The following is a 23,856-nucleotide window of genomic DNA, read 5'->3' as shown; positions in this document are numbered from 1 at the left end:
GACGAAACAATGAAACAACACGAAACGGCAGATAATTCTCAAGGCCAGCTTTATATTGTACCTACTCCTATCGGGAATTTGTCTGATATTACCCAACGTGCGCTCACCGTACTGCAAGCTGTTGATTTAATTGCTGCTGAAGATACCCGCCACACCGGCCTGCTGCTGCAACATTTCGCGATTAACGCCCGTTTGTTTGCGCTGCACGATCACAATGAGCAACAAAAAGCCGAAACGCTGGTGGCGAAGCTGAAAGAGGGGCAGAACATTGCCCTGGTCTCCGATGCCGGTACGCCGCTGATCAACGATCCGGGCTATCACCTGGTGCGTACCTGTCGCGAAGCCGGTATTCGCGTTGTGCCCCTGCCGGGACCGTGCGCCGCGATTGCGGCGTTAAGCGCCGCAGGTCTGCCGTCTGACCGTTTCTGCTATGAAGGCTTTCTGCCTGCTAAATCCAAAGGCCGCCGCGACGTCTTAAAAGAGCTGGAAGCGGAACCGCGCACCCTGATTTTCTACGAATCCACGCACCGCCTGCTGGAGAGCCTGGAAGATATGGTGACCGTCTGGGGGGAAGGCCGCTACGTGGTGCTGGCGCGCGAGCTGACCAAAACCTGGGAAACCATCCACGGCGCACCGGTGGGCGAGCTGCTGGCGTGGGTGAAGGAAGACGAAAACCGCCGCAAGGGTGAAATGGTGCTGATTGTCGAAGGGCACAAGGCGGAAGAAGACGCCCTTCCTGCCGACGCGCTGCGCACGCTGGCGCTGCTGCAGTCGGAACTGCCGCTGAAGAAAGCCGCTGCGCTGGCGGCAGAAATTCACGGCGTGAAGAAAAATGCGTTGTATAAGTATGCGCTGGAGCAGCAGGGGGAGTAAGGCATCCCCTGCCGGTTTTTGCCGGGTGGCGGCTACGCCTTATCCGACCTACGGATCGTTATGTGTCTTTTAGCTAGCAGGTATCGCCTCAACCTGGAAGGTTTGCGGCGTGTCCGACGGGTTACCTAAATGCGGGATAGATGTGGGACGGAAAATCACGTCACCGGTGCCGGGTTAAACACCGCCAGCTGATTATGCAATCCCCATTGGTCCGAGAAGGTTTTCTTTCGCCCGCTGGCGACATCCAGAATGAAGTGGAACAGCTTCCAGCCCACGTCCTCAATGCTCTCTTCTCCTGTGGCGATGGTGCCCGCGTTGATATCCATTAAGTCATACCAGCGGTTTGCCAGTTCGGTGCGGGTCGCCATCTTGATCACCGGCACCGCCATCAGGCCGTACGGCGTGCCGCGCCCGGTGGTAAAGACCTGTACCGTAATGCCGGATGCCACCTGCTGCGTGCCGCACACAAAATCGCTGGCTGGCGTTGCGGCGTAGATAAGGCCGCGTTTCGTCGGGCGCTGGCCCGGAGAGAGCACTTCTGCAATGGCGCTCTGCCCGGATTTGGCAATAGAGCCGAGGGCTTTTTCCACCACGTTTGCCAGGCCGCCTTTCTTGTTGCCCGGAGACGGGTTGGCGCTGCGGTCGGTTTTGCCCATATCGAGATAGTTATCGTACCAGGCCATCTCCTCAAGCAGTCGCTTGCCGACCTCTTTATTAACGGCGCGCGGCGTCAGCAGATGGATGGCGTCACGCACTTCAGTCACCTCGGAGAACATCACCGTGGCGCCGCAGCGAACAAGCAGATCGGATGCAAAGCCCACCGCCGGGTTGGCCGTCACGCCGGAGAAGGCATCGCTGCCGCCGCACTGGGTTCCGACCACCAGCTCCGACGCCGGGCACGTTTCGCGCTGGCGGCGGTTGAGCTTGTTCAGATGGCGTTCTGCCACCTGCAAAATATCGTCGACCATTGAGCGAAAACCGACGTGGCGTTCGTCCTGCAGGCGCACGATACTGGCCTCGTCTGTCGGAATGGCTTTGACATCTTCCGTGCCTTGCAGCAGGCGCTCGGGCTGGAGCTTTTCACAGCCCAGGCCAATGACCATCACCTCGCCGCCAAAGTTGGGGTTCAGGGCGATATTGTGGATGGTGCGGATAGGCACCACCGCAGCGGGCGCGTTAATCGCCACGCCGCAGCCGTAGAGGTGGTTCAGTCCCACCACGCCGTCGACGTTCGGGTATTTTGGCAGCAGATCGCGTTCGATGATTTTCACCACGTAATCCACGACGCCCGCCACGCAGTGCACGCTGGTGGTAATGCCGAGCAGATTTTTAGTGCCGAGGCTGCCGTCCGCATTGCGATACCCTTCAAAGGTATAGCCTTCCAGCGGGGGAAGCGGTTCCGGCACGCGGGTTGCCAGCGGAAGCGTGTTCAGCGGCGGCGCTTCTGGCAGCGCCACCAGCGACTCCTCCACCCAGCTTCCCTGCGGTATCGAACGAACGGCATAGCCGATGACTTCACCGTAACGCACAATTTCGCTTTCAGCAGGGATATCCACCAGGGCGACTTTGTGTCCCTGCGGAACATGCTCAGTCAGTTCCAGCCCGTCCGGGAAGCGGGTTCCTGCTTTTAAGCCATTGTCGTTGACGATAATCGCCACGTTATCGGCGTCGTGCACTTTTATATAAAACGCCGTCGGCGGTGCCTGTCGAATTTCAATGTCGGCCATTGGTCAGTATTCTCCAGCAAAATTCTGATAATAGGTTCAGCCATTTTTCTGATGGTAGAAATAAATACGCGGCTTTCAGAAATAAAGCATGTCAGCAGATTCAATATCAAAATGTGATCCCGATCGCTCGCGAGCCCGTAATCCTTGATTCTGTGCATTAGCGCCCAGTGCTTTGTGCATATGCAAAAATTTTTATCAAAAAATAGCGTGATACCTGAGCATTAAAACAATGTGCGGCCGTGGATTGCATCTTATACTGAATGACGATTTTATTACGCCAGAATATGTCCGAATAATAAATATCATGATGGCGCGGTGTCTGAATAAATAAAACGATACTGAAAAAGGCTGCGGAATTAAAAAGGTAAATACGATGAATAACGCTATCTTCCCGAATAAATTTAAAGCGGCTCTCGCAGCGCACAAGATTCAGATTGGCTGCTGGTCCGCGCTGGCAAACCCTATCAGCACCGAAGTGCTGGGCCTGGCCGGTTTCGACTGGCTGGTGCTGGACGGCGAACATGCGCCAAACGATATCAGCACGTTTATTCCGCAGCTGATGGCGCTGAAAGGCAGCAACAGTGCCCCGGTGGTGCGTGTCCCCACCAACGAACCGGTGATTATTAAGCGTCTGCTGGATATCGGCTTCTACAACTTCCTGATCCCGTTTGTGGAGACGGAAGAGCAAGCGGCGCTGGCCGTGGCGTCAACGCGCTATCCTCCCGAAGGGATCCGCGGCGTTTCCGTTTCGCACCGCGCCAATATGTTTGGCACCGTCCCGGACTATTTCGCGCAGTCCAACAGCAACATCACCATTCTGGTTCAGATCGAGAGCCAGCAGGGCGTCGATAACGTCGACGCGATTGCCGCCACAACCGGCGTGGACGGGATCTTCGTCGGTCCAAGCGATCTGGCTGCCGCCTTAGGCCATCTGGGTAACGCCAGCCACCCTGACGTGCAGCGCGCGATCCAGCACATCTTTGCCCGCGCCAAAGCACACGGCAAGCCGTGCGGCATTCTGGCGCCGGTTGAGGCTGATGCCCGCCGCTACCTGGAGTGGGGTGCCACGTTTGTTGCTGTCGGCAGCGACCTCGGCGTTTTCCGCTCGGCTACGCAGAAATTAGCGGACGCTTTTAAAAAATAACCATCATTGAGGAAACAGATTATGACGCTGAAAGTGGGTTTTATTGGCCTGGGGATCATGGGTAAACCAATGAGTAAGAACCTCATCAAAGCAGGTTACTCGCTGGTGGTCTCCGATCATAATCCACAGGCCGTTGCTGAGGTGATAGCGGCTGGCGCAGAAGCAGCCACCACCGCGAAAGCCATTGCCGAGCAGTGCGATGTCATCATCACCATGCTGCCAAACTCCCCGCACGTCAAAGAAGTCGCGCTGGGTGAAAACGGCATTATCGACGGCGCGAAACCGGGCCTGGTGCTGATCGATATGAGCTCTATCGCACCGCTCGCGAGCCGTGAAATCAGCGAGGCGTTGAAAGCGAAGGGCGTCGATATGCTGGATGCACCGGTCAGCGGCGGCGAGCCGAAAGCCATCGACGGCACGCTGTCGGTCATGGTCGGCGGCGATAAAGCTATTTTCGATAAATTTTACGACCTGATGAAAGCGATGGCGGGCTCCGTGGTACACACCGGGGAGATCGGGGCGGGTAACGTGACCAAGCTGGCAAACCAGGTGATCGTGGCACTCAACATTGCCGCCATGTCTGAAGCGCTGACGCTGGCAACCAAAGCGGGCGTCAATCCGGACCTGGTCTACCAGGCTATTCGCGGCGGTCTGGCAGGTAGTACGGTGCTGGATGCCAAAGCGCCCATGGTCATGGATCGCAATTTCAAACCCGGTTTCCGCATCGACCTGCATATTAAAGATCTGGCGAACGCGCTGGACACTTCCCACGGCGTGGGCGCACAGCTGCCGCTGACCGCGGCGGTCATGGAGATGATGCAGGCGCTGCGTGCCGATGGCCTGGGCACGGCCGATCACAGCGCAATTGCATGCTACTACGAAAAACTGGCGAAGGTGGAAGTGGCGCGTTAATCACGGCTTACCCACAGCCGAGGGTGACAGCGGCGCGCAAACCCTCTATACTGCGCGCCGAAGCTGACCAGACAGTCGCCGCTTCGTCGTCGTCCCTTTCGGGGGAGACGGGCGGAGGGGAGGAAAGTCCGGGCTCCATAGGGCAGGGTGCCAGGTAACGCCTGGGGGGGAAACCCACGACCAGTGCAACAGAGAGCAAACCGCCGATGGCCCGCGCAAGCGGGATCAGGTAAGGGTGAAAGGGTGCGGTAAGAGCGCACCGCGCGGCTGGTAACAGTCCGTGGCACGGTAAACTCCACCCGGAGCAAGGCCAAATAGGGGTTCACATGGTACGGCCCGTACTGAACCCGGGTAGGCTGCTTGAGCCAGTGAGCGATTGCTGGCCTAGATGAATGACTGTCCACGACAGAACCCGGCTTATCGGTCAGCTTCAACTTCTTAGGGAACCCCGCTTCGGCGGGGTTTTTGCTTTCTGGTTGTTGTAGGCCGGGTAAGCGCAGCGCCACCCGGCACCACACAAACGACATCAATTCTCATATTTGCGACATTAAGCACATTTCACTGTTTTTCACTCGCCGGTTCCGCCTCGGCATCTGCAGACGATCGCCATCACAAAATTTAAATCTAAAAAACCGGCGATCTGTAGTATTGATAATTTGTTATGATTGTTAGCTTAATGTTCGTAAATCTTTTCTCGTTTGATGTGCGCTTATTGAAATCAAATACATTTCCTCCGTGAATATGTGACGTATTCCACTCTTTTCCTGAAATTTGAAAATTTACGTCGTAAAAAATGGCTTAAATGAAAGTATGTTTCAAACAAATGACGGTTATTTATTGGCCTTTAATTGCCTGAAATATCGTCTTTATTGTTTTTTTAAGAACGGTGAAATAAATCCGGGTTATCGCCATAAAATAAATTTATTAGCGCTATTTTTGTTGATCAATATCAGCGTTATAGCGTATTCAATTGCCTTCAGTGTATTGATTTGCAAGGGTTTTGTTGGGTTTTTGAAGCGTGAGCTAAGGGTTGCTCAAAGCAAATTGTGAGTAACAGCACATACCCCCTGAAACATTATTGAGTAGAATTCACCCCGTCATAGGGAAATAAGCGCAGAATATTATGAACACTATTATTCTACCGAAAACACAGCACCTCGTGGTATTTCAGGAAGTCATTAAAAGTGGCTCCATAGGTTCTGCTGCAAGACAACTGGGCCTGACGCAACCCGCCGTCAGCAAAATCATCAGCGATATCGAATCTTACTTCGGTGTGGAAGTGATGGTACGTAAAAATACGGGCGTAAAACTGACGGCTGCAGGCCAGGTTCTGCTCTCGTACTCCGAGTCGATCACCCGTGAAATGAAAAACATGGTGAGTGAGATTAATAGCCTGAGTTTTAGCACCGTTATGGATGTCTCCTTTGGCTATCCGTCGCTGATCGGCTTTACCTTCCTGTCTGAGATGATCAAAAAATTCAAGGAAGTATTCCCAAAAGCGCGCGTCTCAATGTATGAAGCTCAGCTCTCCTCCTTCCTCCCGGCCATTCGCGATGGTCGTCTGGATTTCGCTATCGGCACGCTGAGCGATGAAATGCTGCTTCAGGATCTGCACGTCGAACCGCTGTTTGAGTCTGAGTTTGTGCTGGTCGCCAGCAAAACGCGAACGTGCACCGGCCCGACGACACTGGCATCGCTTACGCACGAGCAGTGGGTGATGCCGCAAACCGATATGGGCTACTACAAAGAACTTCTGACCACTCTGCAAGACAACCACATCAGCATCGAAAACATCGTCCAGACCGATTCCGTCGTCACCATTTATAACCTTGTCCTGAATGCCGATTATCTGACGGTGATTCCCCGCGACATGATTGCCCCATTCGGTTCGGATCAATTTATTGTGCTGCCCGTGGAAGACGAATTACCCGTGGCGCGTTATGCTGCCGTGTGGTCTAAAAATTACAGGATTAAAAAATCGGCGTCAGTATTAGTTGAGCTGGCTAAACAATATTCGTCGATGAATATCGAAAGACGACGATGAATAATAAGTTTTAATTTTAAAAATACCCAGAGCTTAACGTATGAACGCTCTGATACCCTGACTTTGCCTGAAAAGAATGAATTATTATAACGAGGATATTATGCATATTACCTACGATCTCCCGGTAACCATTGAAGATATTCAGGACGCCAGAAAACGACTGGCAGGCAAGATATATAAAACCGGTATGCCGCGCTCGAATTATCTCAGCGAACGGTGTAAGGGCGAAATATTCCTTAAGTTTGAGAACATGCAGCGTACCGGTTCGTTCAAAATTCGCGGCGCGTTTAATAAATTAAGCTCGCTGACCGATGCTGAAAAGCGCAAAGGCGTGGTCGCCTGCTCTGCGGGAAACCACGCGCAGGGAGTGTCGCTCTCCTGCGCCATGCTCGGCATCGACGGTAAAGTGGTGATGCCGATGGGCGCACCAAAATCTAAAGTGGCCGCAACCCGCGACTACTCGGCGGAAGTGGTGCTCCACGGTGAGAACTTCAACGACACCATCGCTAAAGTGAGCGAAATCGTCGAGATGGAAGGGCGCATTTTTATTCCGCCTTACGATGACGCCAAAGTGATCGCCGGGCAGGGCACCATCGGCCTCGAAATTCTCGAAGATTTATACGACGTGGATAACGTCATTGTCCCTATCGGCGGCGGCGGATTAATTGCCGGGATTGCAACGGCGATTAAATCCATCAACCCGACCATTAATATTATCGGCGTACAGTCTGAAAACGTACACGGAATGGCAGCTTCCTGGCAGGCAGGAGAAATAACCAACCATCGCGTTACCGGCACGTTAGCCGACGGCTGCGACGTCTCTCGTCCGGGTAAATTAACCTTCGAAATCGTTCGTGAACTGGTCGATGACATTGTGCTGGTGAGCGAAGACGATATTCGCAACAGCATGATTGCCCTTATTCAGCGAAATAAAGTGGTGACGGAAGGCGCCGGCGCGCTGGCCTGTGCCGCGTTATTAAGCGGCAAGCTTGACCACTATATTCAGGGCCGCAAAACCGTCTGCATTATTTCCGGCGGCAATATCGATCTCTCCCGTGTTTCCCAAATTACCGGCTTCGTTGACGCATAAAGGTGACCTATGAGCAACACAGAAAGCATTATCGTTGGCCAGACAAAAACGTCCTCCTGGCGTAAGTCTGATACCACCTGGACGCTTGGCCTGTTTGGTACCGCCATTGGCGCAGGCGTGCTGTTCTTCCCCATTCGCGCAGGCTTTGGGGGCTTAATCCCTATCCTGCTGATGCTGGTTCTCGCGTTCCCGATAGCGTTTTACTGCCACCGCGCGCTGGCGCGCCTCTGCCTGTCCGGCAGCAACGTCTCCGGCAACATCACCGAAACGGTGGAAGAGCATTTCGGTAAAACCGGTGGGGTGGTGATTACGTTCCTCTACTTCTTTGCCATTTGCCCGCTGCTGTGGATTTACGGCGTCACTATTACTAACACCTTCATGACCTTCTGGGAAAACCAGCTCCAGCTGCCTGCGCTAAACCGCGGCGTGGTGGCGCTGTTCCTGCTGCTGCTGATGGCTTTTGTTATCTGGTTTGGTAAAGACCTGATGGTGAAGGTGATGAGCTTCCTGGTGTTCCCGTTTATTGCCAGTCTGGTGCTGATTTCCCTGTCGCTGATCCCTTACTGGAACTCCGCGGTGATCGACCAGGTCAACCTGAGCGATATCGCCTTCACCGGCCATGACGGCATTCTGGTCACGGTGTGGCTGGGGATCTCCATCATGGTCTTCTCCTTCAACTTCTCGCCTATCGTCTCCTCGTTTGTGGTCTCCAAGCGCGAAGAGTACGAGCCGGAGTTCGGTAAAGAATTCACCGAGCAGAAATGTTCCAAAATCATCGGTCGCGCCAGCATGCTGATGGTCGCCGTGGTGATGTTCTTCGCCTTTAGCTGCCTGTTTACGCTCTCTCCGCAGAACATGGCGGACGCCAAAGCGCAGAACATTCCGGTGCTCTCTTACCTGGCGAACCACTTTGCTTCCATGTCCGGCACTAAATCGACGTTCGCGACGGTACTGGAATATGGCGCTTCCATTATTGCCCTGGTCGCTATCTTCAAATCTTTCTTCGGTCATTACCTGGGCACGCTGGAAGGGCTGAATGGTCTGATCCTCAAGTTCGGCTACAAAGGCGATAAGAAGAAGGTCTCTGTCGGCAAACTGAACACCATCAGCATGGTGTTCATCATGGGCTCCACCTGGGTTGTCGCGTACGCCAACCCGAACATTCTCGACCTTATCGAAGCCATGGGTGCGCCAATCATCGCCTCTCTGCTGTGCCTGCTGCCGATGTACGCCATCCGCAAAGCACCGGCCATGGCGAAATATAAGGGCAAACCCGAGAACATCTTCGTCACGGTTGTGGGCCTGCTGACCATTCTGAATATCGTTTACAAACTGTTCTAACCCATTGCTCAGGAAGAGCGGAGTCACATGATGATTGAGTTTCCGGTTGTACTGGTAATTAACTGCGGTTCGTCCTCTGTTAAGTTTTCGGTGCTCGATGCCAGCAGCTGCGACGCCCTGATGACGGGCATTGCAGACGGCATCAACACGGATAAAGCCTTTATTTCCGTGAACGGGGGTGAGCCAGCCAGACTGGCTCACCAGGACTACGAAGGGGCGCTGGCTGCCATCGCCCTGGAGCTGAAGAAGCGTGACCTGATGAGCAGCGTGGCCTTAATTGGCCACCGCATTGCGCACGGTGGTGACCTCTTCAGCGAGTCGACCCTGATTACGGAAGAGGTGATTGAGCAGATCCGCCAGGTCTCCCCGCTGGCGCCGCTGCATAACTACGCCAACCTGAGCGGCGTGGAAGCCGCAGAGCGCCTGTTTCCGGGCGTGCAGCAGGTCGCGGTATTTGATACCAGCTTCCACCAGACGCTGCCGCCGCAGGCGTACCTGTACGGTTTGCCGTACCGCTATTTTGAAGCGCTGGGCGTGCGCCGCTACGGCTTCCACGGCACCTCTCACCGCTACGTGGCCGCGCAGGCGCACGCGCTCCTCAGGCTGCCCCCCGATGACAGCGGCCTGGTGGTTGCCCACCTCGGCAACGGAGCGTCCATCTGCGCGGTGCGCAACGGCCAAAGCGTGGATACCTCGATGGGGATGACCCCCCTGGAAGGACTGATGATGGGCACGCGCTGCGGCGATGTGGATTTTGGCGCGATGGCGTGGATTGCCCAGCAGACCGGCCAGTCGTTTGAGGATCTTGAGCGCGTGGTCAACAAAGAGTCCGGGTTGCTGGGGATCTCCGGCATCTCTTCAGACCTACGGGCGCTGGAGAAAGCCTGGCACGCTGGCAATGAGCGGGCGCAGCTGGCTATCCAGACCTTCGTTCACCGTATAGCGCGACATATCGCCGGGCATGCGGCGTCGCTGCACCGCCTCGATGGGGTGGTCTTTACCGGCGGCATCGGCGAAAACTCAACGCTTGTCCGCGCGCTGGTGGCGGAACATCTGAAAGTGTTCGGGATCCGCCTCGACGACGCCAAAAATGCCCTGCCGGGTAGCGCGGGTGAGCGCGTCATCTCCACTGATACCTCCCGCGTGATCTGCGCGGTGATCCCTACCAACGAAGAAAAAATGATCGCGCTGGACGCCCTCCGTCTTGGGAAGGTTACCCCGGCTGCGGCTTACGCCTGATAAAGCGAGAATCTGATGAAAGTAACAATCGAAACGGGCGTCGCGCCCTACAGCGACGCATGGGCCGGGTTTCGCGGTGAAGAATGGAAAAACGCCGTCAACGTCCGCGATTTTATTCAGCATAACTACACCCCTTATGAAGGCGATGAAGCTTTCCTCGCGCAGGCGACGCCAGCAACGACGGCGCTGTGGCAGAAGGTGATGGTCGGCATTCGTCAGGAGAATGCCACCCACGCCCCGGTGGATTTTGACACCAACATTGCCACCACCATTACGGCCCACGGGCCGGGCTACATCGACCAGGATCTGGAGACGATCGTCGGCCTGCAAACCGACAAGCCGCTCAAGCGCGCCCTGCATCCGTACGGCGGGATAAACATGATCCGCAGCTCGTTCGAAGCCTATGGCCGGGAGATGGATCCGCAGTTTGAATACCTGTTTACCGACCTGCGCAAAACCCACAACCAGGGCGTGTTTGACGTCTATTCGCCGGAGATGATGCGCTGCCGCAAATCCGGCGTGCTGACCGGTCTGCCGGACGGCTACGGGCGCGGGCGCATTATCGGTGATTACCGCCGCGTGGCGCTCTACGGTATCCGCTATCTGGTGCGCGAGCGTGAGCTTCAGTTCGCCGATCTGCAGGGCCGGCTGGAGCGCGGCGAAGATCTGGAGGCGACGATCCGCCTGCGCGAAGAGCTGGCGGAGCACAAGCGCGCGCTGCTGCAGATCCAGCAGATGGCGGCGAACTATGGCTTTGATATCTCACGCCCGGCGATGAACGCCCAGGAAGCGGTGCAGTGGCTCTATTTTGCCTACCTGGCCGCAGTGAAATCCCAGAATGGCGGAGCGATGTCGCTGGGGCGCACGGCCTCGTTCCTCGATATCTACATCGAACGCGACATGCAGGCGGGGCGGCTGAACGAGGTGCAGGCGCAGGAACTGATCGACCACTTCATCATGAAGATCCGCATGGTGCGCTTCCTGCGCACGCCGGAATTCGACACGCTCTTCTCCGGCGATCCGATCTGGGCCACGGAAGTGATCGGCGGCATGGGGCTGGACGGCCGCACGCTGGTGACCAAAAACAGCTTCCGCTATCTGCACACCCTGCACACCATGGGGCCCGCGCCGGAGCCGAACCTGACGATCCTCTGGTCTGAACAGCTGCCGATCGCGTTCAAGAAATACGCCGCGCAGGTGTCGATCGTTACCTCGTCGCTGCAGTATGAGAACGACGATCTGATGCGTGCGGACTTCAACAGCGACGACTACGCCATTGCCTGCTGCGTCAGCCCGATGGTGATCGGCAAGCAGATGCAGTTCTTCGGCGCGCGCGCCAACCTGGCGAAAACGCTGCTGTACGCGATCAACGGCGGGGTGGACGAGAAGCTGAAGATCCAGGTCGGCCCGAAAACCGAGCCGCTGCTGGACGACGTGCTGGATTACGACACCGTTATGGCGAGTCTCGATCACTTTATGGACTGGCTGGCGGTGCAGTACATCAGCGCGCTGAATCTCATTCACTACATGCATGATAAGTACAGCTACGAAGCCTCGCTGATGGCGCTGCACGATCGGGATGTCTACCGCACTATGGCCTGCGGCATTGCCGGGTTGTCGGTAGCGGCGGATTCCCTGTCCGCCATTAAATACGCCACGGTGAAGCCGGTGCGCGACCATACCGGTCTGGCGGTCGATTTCGTGATAGAAGGGGATTACCCGCAGTACGGCAACAACGATGACCGCGTGGACAGCATCGCCTGCGACCTGGTGGAACGCTTTATGAAGAAAATTCAGGCGCTGCCAACCTACCGCAACGCGGTGCCGACCCAGTCGATCCTGACCATTACCTCCAACGTGGTTTACGGGCAGAAGACCGGGAACACGCCGGACGGACGACGCGGCGGCACGCCGTTTGCCCCAGGCGCGAACCCCATGCACGGCCGTGACAGAAAAGGGGCGGTGGCCTCGTTAACGTCGGTCGCCAAGCTGCCGTTCACCTATGCCAAAGACGGGATCTCTTACACCTTCTCCATCGTGCCGCAGGCGCTGGGCAAAGACGAGCTGGTGCGCAAAACCAACCTGGTAGGGCTGCTGGACGGGTACTTCCATCACGAAGCGTCTATTGAGGGTGGGCAGCACCTGAACGTTAACGTGATGAACCGGGAGATGCTCCTCGATGCCATTGCGCATCCGGAGAATTACCCGAACCTGACGATCCGCGTTTCGGGCTATGCGGTGCGCTTTAATGCGCTGACACGCGAGCAGCAGCAGGACGTGATTTCGAGAACGTTTACGCAGGCGATTTGACGAAAACCTACTCTCATGCCCCCTCACTGCAGGGGGCATTTTTTTGCCCGCTAAACATACAAAATTGTTTATATAATTACTCACACATATTCATCCGCTCTTGAAAAACAATGCTCCTGCTTTTTCCTATAACAGCATGTAAGGACTGTAAGATGATGAAAATGACCCGCATTGCGTTGGCTGCTGCTTCACTGGTGGTGTGCAGTTTTACGGTGCAGGCCGCGAACGTTGAGGCTGCCCCGTCACCGTCCCAGGATCCTCTGGTACAGCACCTGAAGCTCAGCAATGAGCAGGTGAAAAAGATTGAAGATCTGCATAAGCAGCTGGAACAAAATGTCAGCAGGATCCCGATGACGGGCGTGAAGGACGGTGCGCTGATCGACATGTTCCAGGCGGGCAAATGGGACGAAAGCACGGTGAAAAGCCAGCTTAGTGCATTCAGCAAAATTGAAGAGCAGACCCGCTATTACCGCGTGAAATATTACTTCGACGTCAGCCAGGTGTTAACGCCGGAACAGCGCAAACAAATCAGAACGGATATGGCTAACGCGCTGGCAGAGTGATCTCTCACCCGCGCATCGCGCGGGTTTTTATTTCTTGATCGTCGTCACTTTTAGAAAAATACCGTCTATCAACCCATTAACAAAGCAAATTTTCCTCTATCATTCGAAAATACTCATAAAAATTGTGGCTTTTTTCTCCCTCGCTCCGGTTAATATTTTCTCACATCAATAACAAGCACCTGCTGCCATCTGAATCGCCATCGCTGGCGATCGGAACCTTATAAAAACAACTGTTTACCCTACAAAATAAGCGAGTGCCCCATGGATACGGCAACAAACAGCAGTGTCATTGTGAATGATTCCCCCGCGGCAAGGCGGGCGGGAATGAGTGAAAGCGAGTGGCGAGAGGCGATCAAATTTGACAGCACCGACACGGGTTGGGTCATCATGAGTATTGGGATGGCTATCGGCGCGGGGATTGTTTTTCTCCCGGTACAAGTCGGATTAATGGGGCTGTGGGTCTTTTTGCTCTCGTCCATTATTGGTTATCCCGCCATGTATTTATTCCAACGGTTGTTTATTAACACGCTGGCAGAATCCCCGGAATGCAAAGACTACCCGAGCGTAATTAGCGGGTATTTGGGTAAGAACTGGGGAATTTTATTAGGTGCGCTCTATTTCGTGATGCTGGTGATCTGGATGTTTGTCTATTCCACGGCCATTACCAACGACAGCGCCTCGTATTTGCACACCTTCGGCGTGACCGACGGTTTGCTCTCGGAAAATCCGTTCTACGGTTTATTCCTGATTTGCATTCTGGTCGCGATTTCTTCACGCGGTGAAAAGCTGCTTTTTAAAGTGTCCAGCCTGATGGTGCTGACCAAATTATTCGTAGTTGCCGCGCTGGGCCTGTCGATGATCGGCCTCTGGCATTTAGCCAACGTGGGCATGCTGCCGCCGCTGGGGCTGCTGATTAAAAACGCCATCATTACGCTGCCCTTTACCTTAACCTCCATTCTCTTTATTCAGACCCTGAGCCCGATGGTGATCTCTTACCGCTCGCGTGAAAAATCGGTGGAGGTGGCGCGTCATAAGGCGCTGCGGGCGATGAACATTGCTTTTGGCGTCCTGTTTGTGACGGTCTTCTTCTATGCCGTCTCTTTCACCCTGGCGATGGGGCACGATGAGGCGGTCAAAGCCTACGAGCAGAATATCTCTGCCCTGGCGATTGCGGCGCAGTTTATCAGTGGCGACGGCGCGGGCTGGGTCAAAATCGTCAGCGTGATCCTCAATATCTTCGCCGTGATGACCGCGTTCTTCGGCGTCTACCTCGGCTTCCGCGAGGCCACGCAGGGTATCGTCATGAACATCCTGCGCCGTAAAATGCCGGCAGAAAGAATCAATGAAAACGCCGTCCAGCGCGGGATTATGCTGTTCGCCATTCTGCTGGCCTGGAGCGCGATAGTCCTGAACGCGCCGGTGTTGAGCTTCACCTCCATTTGCAGCCCCATCTTCGGCATGGTGGGCTGTCTGATCCCGGCATGGCTGGTCTACAAGGTACCGGCGCTGCATAAATACAAAGGCGTATCGCTGGTGATAATCATCATCACCGGACTGCTGCTTTGTGTTTCTCCTTTCCTCGCATTCTCCTGAGGGTAATTAAGGTCGTAACGATGTCTGAGCAAATTCATCCTTTATGGAATCAATTTATTCGCGCGGTGCAGGAAGAAGTGAAGCCTGCCCTTGGGTGCACCGAACCCGTCTCTCTGGCACTGGCCTGTGCGATGGCCGCAGACCTCCTGCCGGGGGAGGTCACTCGGATTGAGGCGTGGGTCTCGCCGAACCTGATGAAAAACGGGCTGGGCGTGACGGTACCGGGTACCGGCATGGTCGGATTACCGATTGCGGCGGCGCTGGGCGCGATTGGCGGTAACGCTCACGCCGGACTGGAGGTGTTGAAAAATGCCACAGCCGATGCACTGGTCCGCGCCAAAGCCCTGCTTGAGGCAGGGCAAGTGCAGGTAAAACTGCAGGAGCCCTGCGATGAGATCCTCTATTCCCGCGCCTGCGTTTATGCCGGGGATCTCTCGGCAATGGTGACCATCGCGGGCGGGCATACCCGGGTGGTGGAAGTGGTTTGCCAGGGGGAAACGCGCTTTACGCTGGATAAGCCCGTGACCGAGGTGGATGACAACCCGCTGGCGGTACTGTCGCACGCTACGCTGTCGCAGATCCTGGAATTTGTCGAGCAGGTGCCGTTTGAGGCCATTCGCTTCATCCTGGAAGCAGGGCAACTGAACGATGCGCTCTCCCGCGAAGGGCTCAGCGGGAAGTGGGGGCTGCATATTGGCGCAACGCTTGAGAAGCAGCGCTCGCGCGGATGGCTGGCGCAGGATCTGGGTTCAGACATTGTTATTCGCACCAGCGCCGCCTCGGATGCCCGGATGGGGGGCGCGACGCTGCCGGCGATGAGCAATTCGGGCTCCGGTAACCAGGGGATCACCGCCACCATGCCCGTCGTTGTTGTGGCTGAGCACCTTCAGGCCGGTGACGAACGGCTGGCGCGGGCGCTGATGCTGTCGCATCTGTCGGCGATCTATATCCATTATCAGCTTCCGCGCCTGTCCGCACTGTGCGCGGCGACAACCGCGGCAATGGGCGCTGCGGCAGGAATGGCGTGGCTGATGGGTGGCCGTTACCAGACCATCGCAATGGCGATCGGCAGTATGATCGGTGACGTCAGCGGGATGATCTGCGACGGGGCGTCAAACAGCTGCGCCATGAAGGTCTCCACCAGCGTCAGTAGCGCCTGGAAAGCGGTGATGATGGCGCTGGATGAGTCGGGCGTGACGGGCAACGAGGGGATTGTCGCGCACGATGTGGAGCAGTCGATCGCGAACCTGTGCGCACTGGCGTGCCGCTCGATGCAGGCAACGGACCGGCAGATTATTGAGATCATGGCGAGTAAGGTGTAGCGAGTTCAGGGCTCTATCGGTTCCCTCTCCCAGTGGGAGAGGGTTAGGGTGAGGGCGTTCTTTAAACCGGCAAATCAATCAGCAGCGCGCGCAGCGGCGTATCCGCCACCAGGGTAATATTCGCTTCATCACGAATAAACGCGCCGTCGCCGCAGGTGAGCGCCTCTTTCTCTTCCGCGTGCGTCACCGCATGCACCGTACCGTGAATCGACTGCAGATAGGCGCGCGGGCCGTGAAGCTGGAAGCTTGCCTGCTCACCTTTCTTCAGCTCGATATGGTGCAGCCACACCTGCTGACGCAGCTGCAGGCTCTCTTTACTGCCATCAGGGGATGCAATCAGCTGTTGCTTATCGCCCGTTAAATCTAACTTCTGTACCAGCGGATTTTCCCGCTCAGGGCAGGCGTCGAGCCACAGCTGCATGCGGGTCAGCGTTTTGTCTTTGCTGAGGTTATGCTCGCTATAGCTGATGCCCGGCTGCGTGGAAATTAACAGCGCTTCGCCAGCCTTTGCCTGGACATGATTGCCCTCGCTATCGCGGTATTCTGCCTCGCCTTCCAGGATCAGGTTCAGGATATCGACTTTCGGGTACGTACGCGGCTGGAAGGAGGCGCCCGGGGCGAGCACTTCCTGGTTCAACACGCGCAGTGAAGCGTAACCGAGGAGTTTAGGGTCAAAGTAGTGTCCAAAGGAAAAGGTGTAGCGGGCCTGCAGCCAACCGAAATCGGCTTGTCCGCACTGTTTAGCTGTTCTTGTCGTAATCATAAACTTGACCTCTCTTTACACTAAAACAATGGTAAAGGTATGGACGCTTCATTGTTAGCCAGATATTCTGCCTGGTATGTTCAAATTTCCTGAATGAGAACGAGATGGCTAAAGAGAGAGCATTGACGCTTGAGGCGCTTCGCGTCATGGACGCGATTGACCGACGCGGCAGTTTTGCGGCGGCGGCCGATGAACTGGGACGCGTTCCGTCTGCGCTGAGCTACACCATGCAGAAGCTGGAGGAAGAGCTGGACGTGGTGCTTTTTGACCGCTCCGGTCATCGAACAAAATTCACCAACGTCGGTCGAATGCTGCTGGAGCGCGGCCGCGTGCTGCTGGAAGCGGCGGATAAGCTGACGACCGACGCCGAAGCGCTGGCGCGCGGTTGGGAAACCCATCTGACGCTCGTGACCGAAGCGCTGGTGCCAACCGAAGCGCTGTTCCCGCTGGTGGACCGCCTGGCGGCGAAGGCCAATACGCAGCTGTCGATCATCACCGAGGTGCTGGCAGGGGCGTGGGAACGTCTGGAGACGGGCAGGGCAGATATCGTTATTGCGCCGGACATGCACTTCCGTTCCTCATCGGAAATCAACTCGCGCAAGCTCTACAGCGTCATGAACGTCTACGTTGCCGCCCCCAACCATCCGATTCACCAGGAGCCGGAGCCGCTCTCTGAAGTGACGCGCGTGAAATATCGCGGCGTCGCGGTCGCGGATACCGCGCGCGAGCGTCCGGTACTGACGGTGCAGCTGCTGGATAAACAGCCACGTCTGACGGTGACCTCACTGGAAGACAAACGGCAGGCGCTGCTGGCCGGTCTGGGCGTGGCGACGATGCCGTACCCGTTTGTGGAGAAAGATATTGCGGAAGGGCGGCTGCGGGTCGTGAGTCCGGAGTACACCAGCGAAGTGGATATCATTATGGCGTGGCGTCGCGACAGCATGGGCGAAGCCAAATCATGGTGCCTGCGCGAAATACCCAAACTCTTCGCCCACCACAATAAATAAACGAGTAGGCCCGGTAAGCGTAAGCGCCACCGGGCAGTAATTTACGCGACGATCTTAGGATCCGGACCAAAGCGGTTTTCACCTGGGGTGCCGCTCTGGCAGTTGAAGATAAGAATCACGATCCAGCCCACGATCGGGATCAACAGCAGCAATAGCCACCACGCCGAACGATCGGTATCGTGCAGCCGACGGAACAATACCGCCCACGATGGCAGCAGGACTAACAGGCCATAAATGGTGGTCAGCACGCCTTCACCGCCAGCCCGCTCCCAGCCAAGAATTTTATCCACAATACCCAGCACCATGATGAGGATGAAGTTCACCAGAACGAACATCCAGTACTCTTTGCGGCGGGCGCGGCCACCAAATCCAATGTAGTTGCGCAGTACTTTTAAATACCAGTCCATTTTCCTTGCCTCATTAGTCAGTCAATCACTTGTTTTCTAAGCGATCGAGGTAAGAATAGATGGAGATTGTGAATTAAAAAAGGGCATCTGGTGATGCCCTTAATATTTATCCAAAACGGACGTCGCGCCCGTGCGGTTCATCCAGATCCTGCCAGGGCCCAATGGAGATAATACCCGTCGGGTTGATGGTCTTGTGGCTGCGGAAATAGTGGGTGCGAATATGGTCGAAGTCGACCGTCTCCGCGATGCCCGGCATCTGGTAGATGTCGCGCAGGAAACCATGCAGGTTCAGGTAGTCGCTGATGCGGTGCTTGTCGCACTTAAAGTGGGTGACATAGACCGGATCAAAGCGAACCAGCGTGGTCCACAGGCGAATGTCCGCTTCCGTCAGGCGATCGCCCGTCAGGTAGCGATGCTGGCCCAGGATCTGTTCCAGGCGTTCCAGCGATTCAAACACCTTTCCGACCGCTTCGTCATACGCTTCCTGGCTGGTGGCGAAACCGGCCTTATAGACACCGTTATTGACGTTGTCGTAAATCCAGCCGTTCAGTTCGTCAATTTTCTCGCGCAGCTCCACCGGATAGTAATCTCCGGCACGGGCGCCGTGCGCGTCAAACGCGGTATTGAACATGCGGATGATTTCCGCAGACTCATTGCTGACAATCGTCTGGTTTTTCTTGTCCCACAGTACCGGCACGGTCACGCGCCCGGTGTAGTGCGGATCGGCGCGCAGATAGAGCTGGTACAGGAAATCGTGGTGATAAAGATCGTCGCCGGTTGCCGCAGGAAAATCACTGTCAAACGTCCAGCCATTTTCCATCATCAGCGGGTTGACCACGGAAACCGGAATGAAGGATTCGAGACCTTTAAGCTTGCGCACGATCAGCGTGCGGTGGGCCCACGGGCAGGCGAGGGAAACATAAAGATGATAACGATCTTTCTCAGCCGCGAAGCCGCCTTCGCCGCTCGGGCCTGGTGCGCCGTCGGCGGTCAGCCAGTTACGGAAGGCCGAAACAGAGCGCTTAAAGCGACCTCCGGTGGATTTGGTGTCATACCAGACATCCTGCCAGACGCCGTCTACGAGTTGTCCCATTTTTTCTCCTCCGTCAGATAGCAAAAGCGAGGAGATGTCTCCTCGCTTTGTGTTTATTCAGTATAGCGTGCTTACCATTTCTTATTCAGAACGCGGTCGATGCTGTATGCGCCCGGGCCAGTAACGGCCAGCAGCAGGAAGCCACCCGCGATGGTCAGGTTTTTCATGAACATCAGAGAGTTCACGCCTTCCGCAAAGTTGCTGTGGAAGATGAACGCTGTCAGCACGGTGAAGCCTGCGGTAAACAGCGCGGTGGTGCGGGTCAGGAAGCCGAACAGCACTGCCAGGCCGCCGCCGAACTCAAGAAGAATGGTCAGTGGCAACAGGAACCCCGGAACGCCCATGGCTTCCATATACTGCTGGGTACCCGCATAACCGGTGATTTTTCCCCAACCTGCCACGATGAACAGAATTGGCATCAGAATACGCGCGACCAGTACACCAACATCTTCTAATTTTTTCATTTTACTCTCCAGGAAACCACATCAGCGGCTGAACGTTATTTGTCTGCAATTCCGGGTAGATACCGCGTCGTTGCTGTCGATGGAGAGCATCATAAACGTGACGGTGGGCGATTGTTAGCAAGGAAAACTGTCAATCTTCTTCAAAGATATTGAGTAAGGGAGGGGGAGGATTTTGCCGGGTGGCGCTGCGCTTACCCGGCCTACGCGTGCAAGTAGGCCGGGTAAGGCGTAGCCGCCACCCGGCGAGAAGGCTAGCGTAATTGCTGCTGACGGATCGTGGCTTTCACCAGACGCCAGGCGCTCCAGGCACCAAAACCCCGGCGCGCCCAGCGGATGAGCATATTTGGATGACGAACCGTCCAGATAGCCATCACGCTGCTGCCGACCAGCGCCCATGAACGCAGGCTCAGGAAGGTGTTCCAGCCCCGGTCAAACCGTCGCGTCGCGTCAATCCAGTCGCGACGGCTGGCCGACAGATCCAGCCGTTGCTGCTGGATCTGGCTTAGCAGGTACGCTTTTCGCTTTTGACGTTCGGCTTTACCGCTCACGGCTTGTCATCCTCCAGCAGGGCGCGATCGTTAGCCAGCTCCTGACGCGTATGGCGCAGGAACGTGGACTTACGCGCTTTACGCAGCGTCCATATGCCGCCAATCAGCGCCGCGACCAGCAGAACGACGGTCGTGGCAATCATGGCGTTAAGACGATACTGCGGGTCAATGGCCCAGATGATTAACACCATCAGGCTCATCAGACCAAACGCGGCGAAGAGCATGGTCAGTCCAAGCATCAGCAGCATCTGGAAGAGGTTCGCTTTCTCCTCCTCCAGTTCGACCACTGCCAGCCGGACGCGCGTTTCGGCAATCCCGACCAGCGTCGTCAAAATACGCTGGCCGATGCCGAGGACGTTGTTAGCAGGCCCTTGTGCGTGACGAGGATCTTCCATATCAACGACGCGTCAGCAGGACACCCAGTACCACACCGACTGCGGCACCAATTCCGACACCCGTCCATGGATTATCACGCACGTATTCGTCCGCACGCGCGGCCGCTTCGCGGGTCTGTTTTGCCAGGGCATCGCCGGTTTCACCCAGGCGATAGCGGCTCTCTTTCAGCGCCTGCTCCGCCTTGCTGCGTAGCTTGCTGACCTCTTCTTTTGACTTGTCAGCAGAGGAGTTCAGCACCTCTTCCAGGGTATCGGCCAGGGATTTCAGTTCAGCGCGCAGATGTTCAGACGTCGTATCTTTTGACATGATTCTCTCCTGTTGAGATTTCCGTTAACTCAATAATCGCGAGCTTCCAGCGCTTTCAGGTCGTCCTGCGCTTCTTTCAACTTCTTCTCGCGCTTAGCAATTTTTTCCGCATCCCCTTTCTCTTTCGCTTCCTGCAGGTCGCGACGGCGCTCGGCTATCTCGTCCTTCTGTTCAGCGATTTTCTTCTGGTGGTCGGCACGCAGCTTGCTGTCTGAACAGTTCGCTTTCACTTCGCTCAGCGCTTTTTTAAGACCATCAACACGGTGCTGATTGTTATGCTTTTCGGCATAACCGATCTCACGCTGAATATCCTGTTCTTTCTCCTGACAGAGAGAATTTGCGAAGGATGCTGTGCTTAAAGAAAAAAGGGCCAGAGCCAGAGTCATGCGGAATTTCATTATCGAAACCTTCCATTGTGTTGCGGCGTAAGCCGCTATCCAAAGTTATGCGGAGTACATTCGAGGGGTGCTCCGCGTACTTAAGCATAGTAAGTAAACGGGGGATTCACCAAAGTGAGTGAAAAGATTCGGAATCCTGGTAATTATCCAAACCGATGCGACGTATCGCGAATCAGCGACAGCCAGGCAGCATGCTGGCTGTCATCTTCCTGCTGAGCGATGATATACCCGTGCGGCAGCGTACGGTCGAGAACCACTTTTGCGGCGGCACTTTGCGCTCGGGAATCAAACTTGATCAGTAAAACATCGTCCTGCGGGGTGATGCTTTTAAAGCGGATCCCGTTCGCGTCCAGATGGTGCCAGACAGAAAAACCGTCAGGCACGCTGGCACCCTGGTTCACCGGGCGAATGGCCAGCGTGGATTCCTGGTGCGAAAGCGCGCTCCATGCCAGCAGCATGGCGCTGAGCACCACCAGTGTCATCACGGCGCAGGCAAAACGGCGCAGGGCGAGCGGTGAGATAGCCATCGTTAGCCTCTGGCTCCGTATTTCTTTTTCCACAGGACGACCAGCGAGCCGATCAGACCGAAGACCAGCAGCACCACAGGCAGCAGCATCAGGCAGGACATCAGCTGGTCTTCATATTTCATAAAGACTGGCGTTTTCCCCAACGCATAGCCGAGCGTCGTCAGAATCAGTACCCACAGCAGGCCGCTCATCCAGTTAAAGAACTGGAAGCGCGCGCTGCTCAGCCCCGACAGACCGGCAATGGTCGGCAACAGGGTGCGTACAAAGGCGATAAAGCGGCCAATCAGCAGCGCAGAAAGCCCGTGCTTATGGAAAAGGTGGTGCGCCCGCTGGTGATAATGTGCAGGCAGGTGCGAGAGCCAGTTCTGGACGATCCGGGTATTGCCCAGCCATCTTCCCTGGATGTAGCTGACCCAGCAGCCGAGACTCGCGGCGACGGTCAGTAACAAAATAGTTTGCGGGAATGCCATCGCCCCTTTGGCGCACAGCACGCCGACAAGCACCAGTAAACTGTCACCGGGCAGGAAAGCAGCAGGCAGCAAGCCGTTCTCAAGGAACAGGATCATAAACAAGACGAAATAGAGCATGCCAATCATGGAAGGGTTGGCCAGCGTTTCAAAATCCTGCGCCCAGAGGGCATGCAGTAGTTGGGTCAAAAGTTCCATTCAGTGTTCCTGGAAATCGGTTAACGTCATGCCTGTTATCCGGGACAAACAGCACGGCGACATGGTTGTGATTTCATTATGGTCGCTCGCGGACACATTGCGGTGTGGCCAACACTGTTCCCTGTTAATTGGCTGGTTAGCAAGCACTAACTTACAAAATAACGAAGTGAATCCAATTGTAACAAAGCCCAACGTTCTGCGTCACAGAATTTGCAGGCGTGAGTTGATTTTGGCGTAAGCCCAGAAAGTGAGCGAGGGGATTTACAAAGGCTGACACTATATATGTTTTGCTTACCCACGTTCGCCGGAAGGCGCAGCGAAGCGCCTGCCAGCGGGAAGGTCATCTATTTTGCGGTACTGGGGACCGTATCGAGATGAACAACGGGATTATCGGCGAAAAGATAGCGGTCAGCGTTAAATTCGAAGTCGTCGCTGGTTTCATTGAACAGCATCTGCTTAGTGTTTTCCAGGTGCTGCCACATCGCCAGCTTAGCGGCGTGCGGATCTTTACGAATCAGCGCTTTAAGGATTTGATCGTGATCGTCACACCAGTTGTCGACGGTACGGGAATCGATATGGTCGTGCAGTTTTTTCCAGTACGGGTTGTGAACGCGCTGAGTCCACATTTTCTCAACGATTGCCGCCAGTGCCGTATTCTGGGTTGCCAGGGCGACCTGGACGTGGAACTGCAGATCCCACTCTGAATCGCGGAAACATTTTTCCTTGCGGGCATTCTCCTGGATTTCCATCAGCTTCATGATGTCCTGCTTGGTCACCTGCGTCGCCGCAAATTCGGCAATGTTGCTTTCAATCAGCTGGCGAGCCTGGAGCAGCTCAAACGGACCGTAGCTGGCGAATTCCAGACTCTCGTCCGCGACGGGAGAGTGTTTCGGCAGATTGGAAATGACGTGAATGCCGGAGCCTTTGCGTACCTCAACGTAGCCTTCGACTTCCAGCATGATGATCGCTTCACGCACCACAGTGCGGCTGACGCTTTTTTCATCCGCGATAAAGCGCTCGGCGGGCAGTTTATCACCGACAAGATAGACACCTTGCTCGATGCGATCTTTCAGCTCCGCAGCAAGTTGTTGATATAAACGACGTGGTTCGGTGATTTCCATATG

The 23,856-nt window shown here is 55.6% G+C and carries 24 protein-coding genes and 1 other RNA gene; 13 read left to right on the top strand and 12 right to left on the bottom strand.

Annotated elements, in window-relative coordinates; translation table 11 throughout:
• The first annotated feature begins 9 nt into the window (after positions 1-9).
• Complete coding sequence (gene rsmI, locus FHC48_RS06860) at positions 10-873, top strand: 16S rRNA (cytidine(1402)-2'-O)-methyltransferase (RefSeq protein ID WP_023294650.1); 864 nt, start codon at positions 10-12, stop codon at positions 871-873.
• Positions 874-1,028: 155 nt separating this feature from the next.
• On the opposite strand, the gene garD is transcribed toward rsmI, so the two are convergent.
• Positions 1,029-2,600 (bottom strand): galactarate dehydratase, encoded by a 1,572-nt coding sequence (gene garD / locus FHC48_RS06855; protein ID WP_059363821.1) that lies wholly within the window; start codon positions 2,598-2,600, stop codon positions 1,029-1,031.
• 373 nt (positions 2,601-2,973) lie between these two features.
• Here garD and garL point away from each other — a divergent pair, with 373 nt between their 5' ends.
• The 11 genes from garL (at position 2,974) to FHC48_RS06800 (ending at position 16,158) form a co-directional block, all read left to right on the top strand.
• Entirely contained in the window at positions 2,974-3,744 is a 771-nt protein-coding gene (garL, locus tag FHC48_RS06850; protein ID WP_059363822.1) for a 2-dehydro-3-deoxyglucarate aldolase, read from the top strand.
• Between the two features lie 21 nt (positions 3,745-3,765).
• On the top strand, positions 3,766-4,656 hold the full coding sequence (gene garR, locus FHC48_RS06845) for a 2-hydroxy-3-oxopropionate reductase (protein ID WP_008501502.1): 891 nt from the start codon (positions 3,766-3,768) through the stop codon (positions 4,654-4,656).
• Positions 4,657-4,715: 59 nt separating this feature from the next.
• Positions 4,716-5,092: RNase P RNA component class A (gene rnpB / locus FHC48_RS06840), an RNA gene on the top strand.
• A 687-nt stretch (positions 5,093-5,779) separates the two neighbouring features.
• Positions 5,780-6,700, top strand: coding sequence for a transcriptional regulator TdcA (tdcA, locus tag FHC48_RS06835; protein WP_008501504.1), 921 nt, complete (start codon positions 5,780-5,782; stop codon positions 6,698-6,700).
• Between the two features lie 100 nt (positions 6,701-6,800).
• Positions 6,801-7,790, top strand: coding sequence for a bifunctional threonine ammonia-lyase/L-serine ammonia-lyase TdcB (tdcB, locus tag FHC48_RS06830; RefSeq protein WP_023326154.1), 990 nt, complete (start codon positions 6,801-6,803; stop codon positions 7,788-7,790).
• A 9-nt stretch (positions 7,791-7,799) separates the two neighbouring features.
• Positions 7,800-9,131, top strand: coding sequence for a threonine/serine transporter TdcC (tdcC, locus tag FHC48_RS06825; RefSeq protein WP_008501506.1), 1,332 nt, complete (start codon positions 7,800-7,802; stop codon positions 9,129-9,131).
• Positions 9,132-9,161: 30 nt separating this feature from the next.
• Positions 9,162-10,370 carry a propionate kinase gene (tdcD, locus tag FHC48_RS06820; protein WP_059363514.1) on the top strand — a complete coding sequence of 403 codons (1,209 nt, stop codon included), beginning with the start codon at positions 9,162-9,164 and terminating at the stop codon, positions 10,368-10,370.
• Positions 10,371-10,385: 15 nt separating this feature from the next.
• Positions 10,386-12,680: a formate C-acetyltransferase gene (pflB, locus tag FHC48_RS06815; protein WP_023294643.1), complete on the top strand. Its 2,295-nt coding sequence runs from the start codon at positions 10,386-10,388 to the stop codon at positions 12,678-12,680.
• A 152-nt stretch (positions 12,681-12,832) separates the two neighbouring features.
• Positions 12,833-13,243 carry a Spy/CpxP family protein refolding chaperone gene (locus FHC48_RS06810; protein ID WP_059363512.1) on the top strand — a complete coding sequence of 137 codons (411 nt, stop codon included), beginning with the start codon at positions 12,833-12,835 and terminating at the stop codon, positions 13,241-13,243.
• Positions 13,244-13,504: 261 nt separating this feature from the next.
• Positions 13,505-14,836, top strand: coding sequence for an amino acid permease (locus FHC48_RS06805; RefSeq protein WP_021242373.1), 1,332 nt, complete (start codon positions 13,505-13,507; stop codon positions 14,834-14,836).
• 20 nt (positions 14,837-14,856) lie between these two features.
• On the top strand, positions 14,857-16,158 hold the full coding sequence (locus tag FHC48_RS06800; protein ID WP_059363510.1) for a serine dehydratase subunit alpha family protein: 1,302 nt from the start codon (positions 14,857-14,859) through the stop codon (positions 16,156-16,158).
• A 61-nt stretch (positions 16,159-16,219) separates the two neighbouring features.
• On the opposite strand, the gene FHC48_RS06795 is transcribed toward FHC48_RS06800, so the two are convergent.
• Positions 16,220-16,921 carry a pirin family protein gene (locus FHC48_RS06795; protein ID WP_008503134.1) on the bottom strand — a complete coding sequence of 234 codons (702 nt, stop codon included), beginning with the start codon at positions 16,919-16,921 and terminating at the stop codon, positions 16,220-16,222.
• A 104-nt stretch (positions 16,922-17,025) separates the two neighbouring features.
• Here FHC48_RS06795 and yhaJ point away from each other — a divergent pair, with 104 nt between their 5' ends.
• Positions 17,026-17,928: a DNA-binding transcriptional regulator YhaJ gene (gene yhaJ / locus FHC48_RS06790; RefSeq protein WP_008503135.1), complete on the top strand. Its 903-nt coding sequence runs from the start codon at positions 17,026-17,028 to the stop codon at positions 17,926-17,928.
• Positions 17,929-17,969: 41 nt separating this feature from the next.
• On the opposite strand, the gene FHC48_RS06785 is transcribed toward yhaJ, so the two are convergent.
• From FHC48_RS06785 to exuR, 10 genes are all read right to left on the bottom strand, one after another.
• Positions 17,970-18,335, bottom strand: a complete 366-nt coding sequence (locus tag FHC48_RS06785) for a DUF805 domain-containing protein (protein ID WP_008503136.1) — start codon at positions 18,333-18,335, stop codon at positions 17,970-17,972.
• A 106-nt stretch (positions 18,336-18,441) separates the two neighbouring features.
• Positions 18,442-19,428, bottom strand: coding sequence for a glutathione S-transferase family protein (locus tag FHC48_RS06780; protein WP_059363508.1), 987 nt, complete (start codon positions 19,426-19,428; stop codon positions 18,442-18,444).
• 71 nt (positions 19,429-19,499) lie between these two features.
• Positions 19,500-19,892 carry a DoxX family protein gene (locus tag FHC48_RS06775; RefSeq protein ID WP_023309292.1) on the bottom strand — a complete coding sequence of 131 codons (393 nt, stop codon included), beginning with the start codon at positions 19,890-19,892 and terminating at the stop codon, positions 19,500-19,502.
• A gap of 251 nt (positions 19,893-20,143) precedes the next feature.
• Positions 20,144-20,440, bottom strand: a complete 297-nt coding sequence (locus tag FHC48_RS06770) for a YqjK-like family protein (RefSeq protein WP_008503139.1) — start codon at positions 20,438-20,440, stop codon at positions 20,144-20,146.
• On the bottom strand, positions 20,437-20,835 hold the full coding sequence (locus FHC48_RS06765; protein ID WP_014885329.1) for a phage holin family protein: 399 nt from the start codon (positions 20,833-20,835) through the stop codon (positions 20,437-20,439). Before FHC48_RS06765 ends, FHC48_RS06770 begins: the two co-directional genes overlap by 4 nt.
• A 1-nt stretch (position 20,836) precedes the next feature.
• Positions 20,837-21,142 (bottom strand): YqjD family protein, encoded by a 306-nt coding sequence (locus FHC48_RS06760; RefSeq protein WP_008503141.1) that lies wholly within the window; start codon positions 21,140-21,142, stop codon positions 20,837-20,839.
• 29 nt (positions 21,143-21,171) lie between these two features.
• Entirely contained in the window at positions 21,172-21,540 is a 369-nt protein-coding gene (locus FHC48_RS06755) for a DUF1090 domain-containing protein (RefSeq protein WP_008503142.1), read from the bottom strand.
• A 143-nt stretch (positions 21,541-21,683) separates the two neighbouring features.
• The gene (gene mzrA / locus FHC48_RS06750) at positions 21,684-22,067 is read right to left on the bottom strand and encodes an EnvZ/OmpR regulon moderator MzrA (protein ID WP_059363506.1); all 384 of its coding nucleotides are present in this window, start codon (positions 22,065-22,067) and stop codon (positions 21,684-21,686) included.
• A 2-nt stretch (positions 22,068-22,069) separates the two neighbouring features.
• Positions 22,070-22,732, bottom strand: a complete 663-nt coding sequence (yqjA, locus tag FHC48_RS06745) for a DedA family general envelope maintenance protein YqjA (protein WP_008503144.1) — start codon at positions 22,730-22,732, stop codon at positions 22,070-22,072.
• A gap of 344 nt (positions 22,733-23,076) precedes the next feature.
• On the bottom strand, positions 23,077-23,853 hold the full coding sequence (exuR, locus tag FHC48_RS06740) for a transcriptional regulator ExuR (protein ID WP_059363504.1): 777 nt from the start codon (positions 23,851-23,853) through the stop codon (positions 23,077-23,079).
• Positions 23,854-23,856: the final 3 nt, after the last annotated feature.

Source organism: Enterobacter sp. EC_50 (assembly GCF_019584525.1).
GTDB classification, from domain to species: Bacteria; Pseudomonadota; Gammaproteobacteria; order Enterobacterales; family Enterobacteriaceae; genus Enterobacter; species Enterobacter roggenkampii.
Note: the sequence above shows the minus strand (reverse complement) of the source record. Positions and strands in the feature narration are given on the sequence as shown.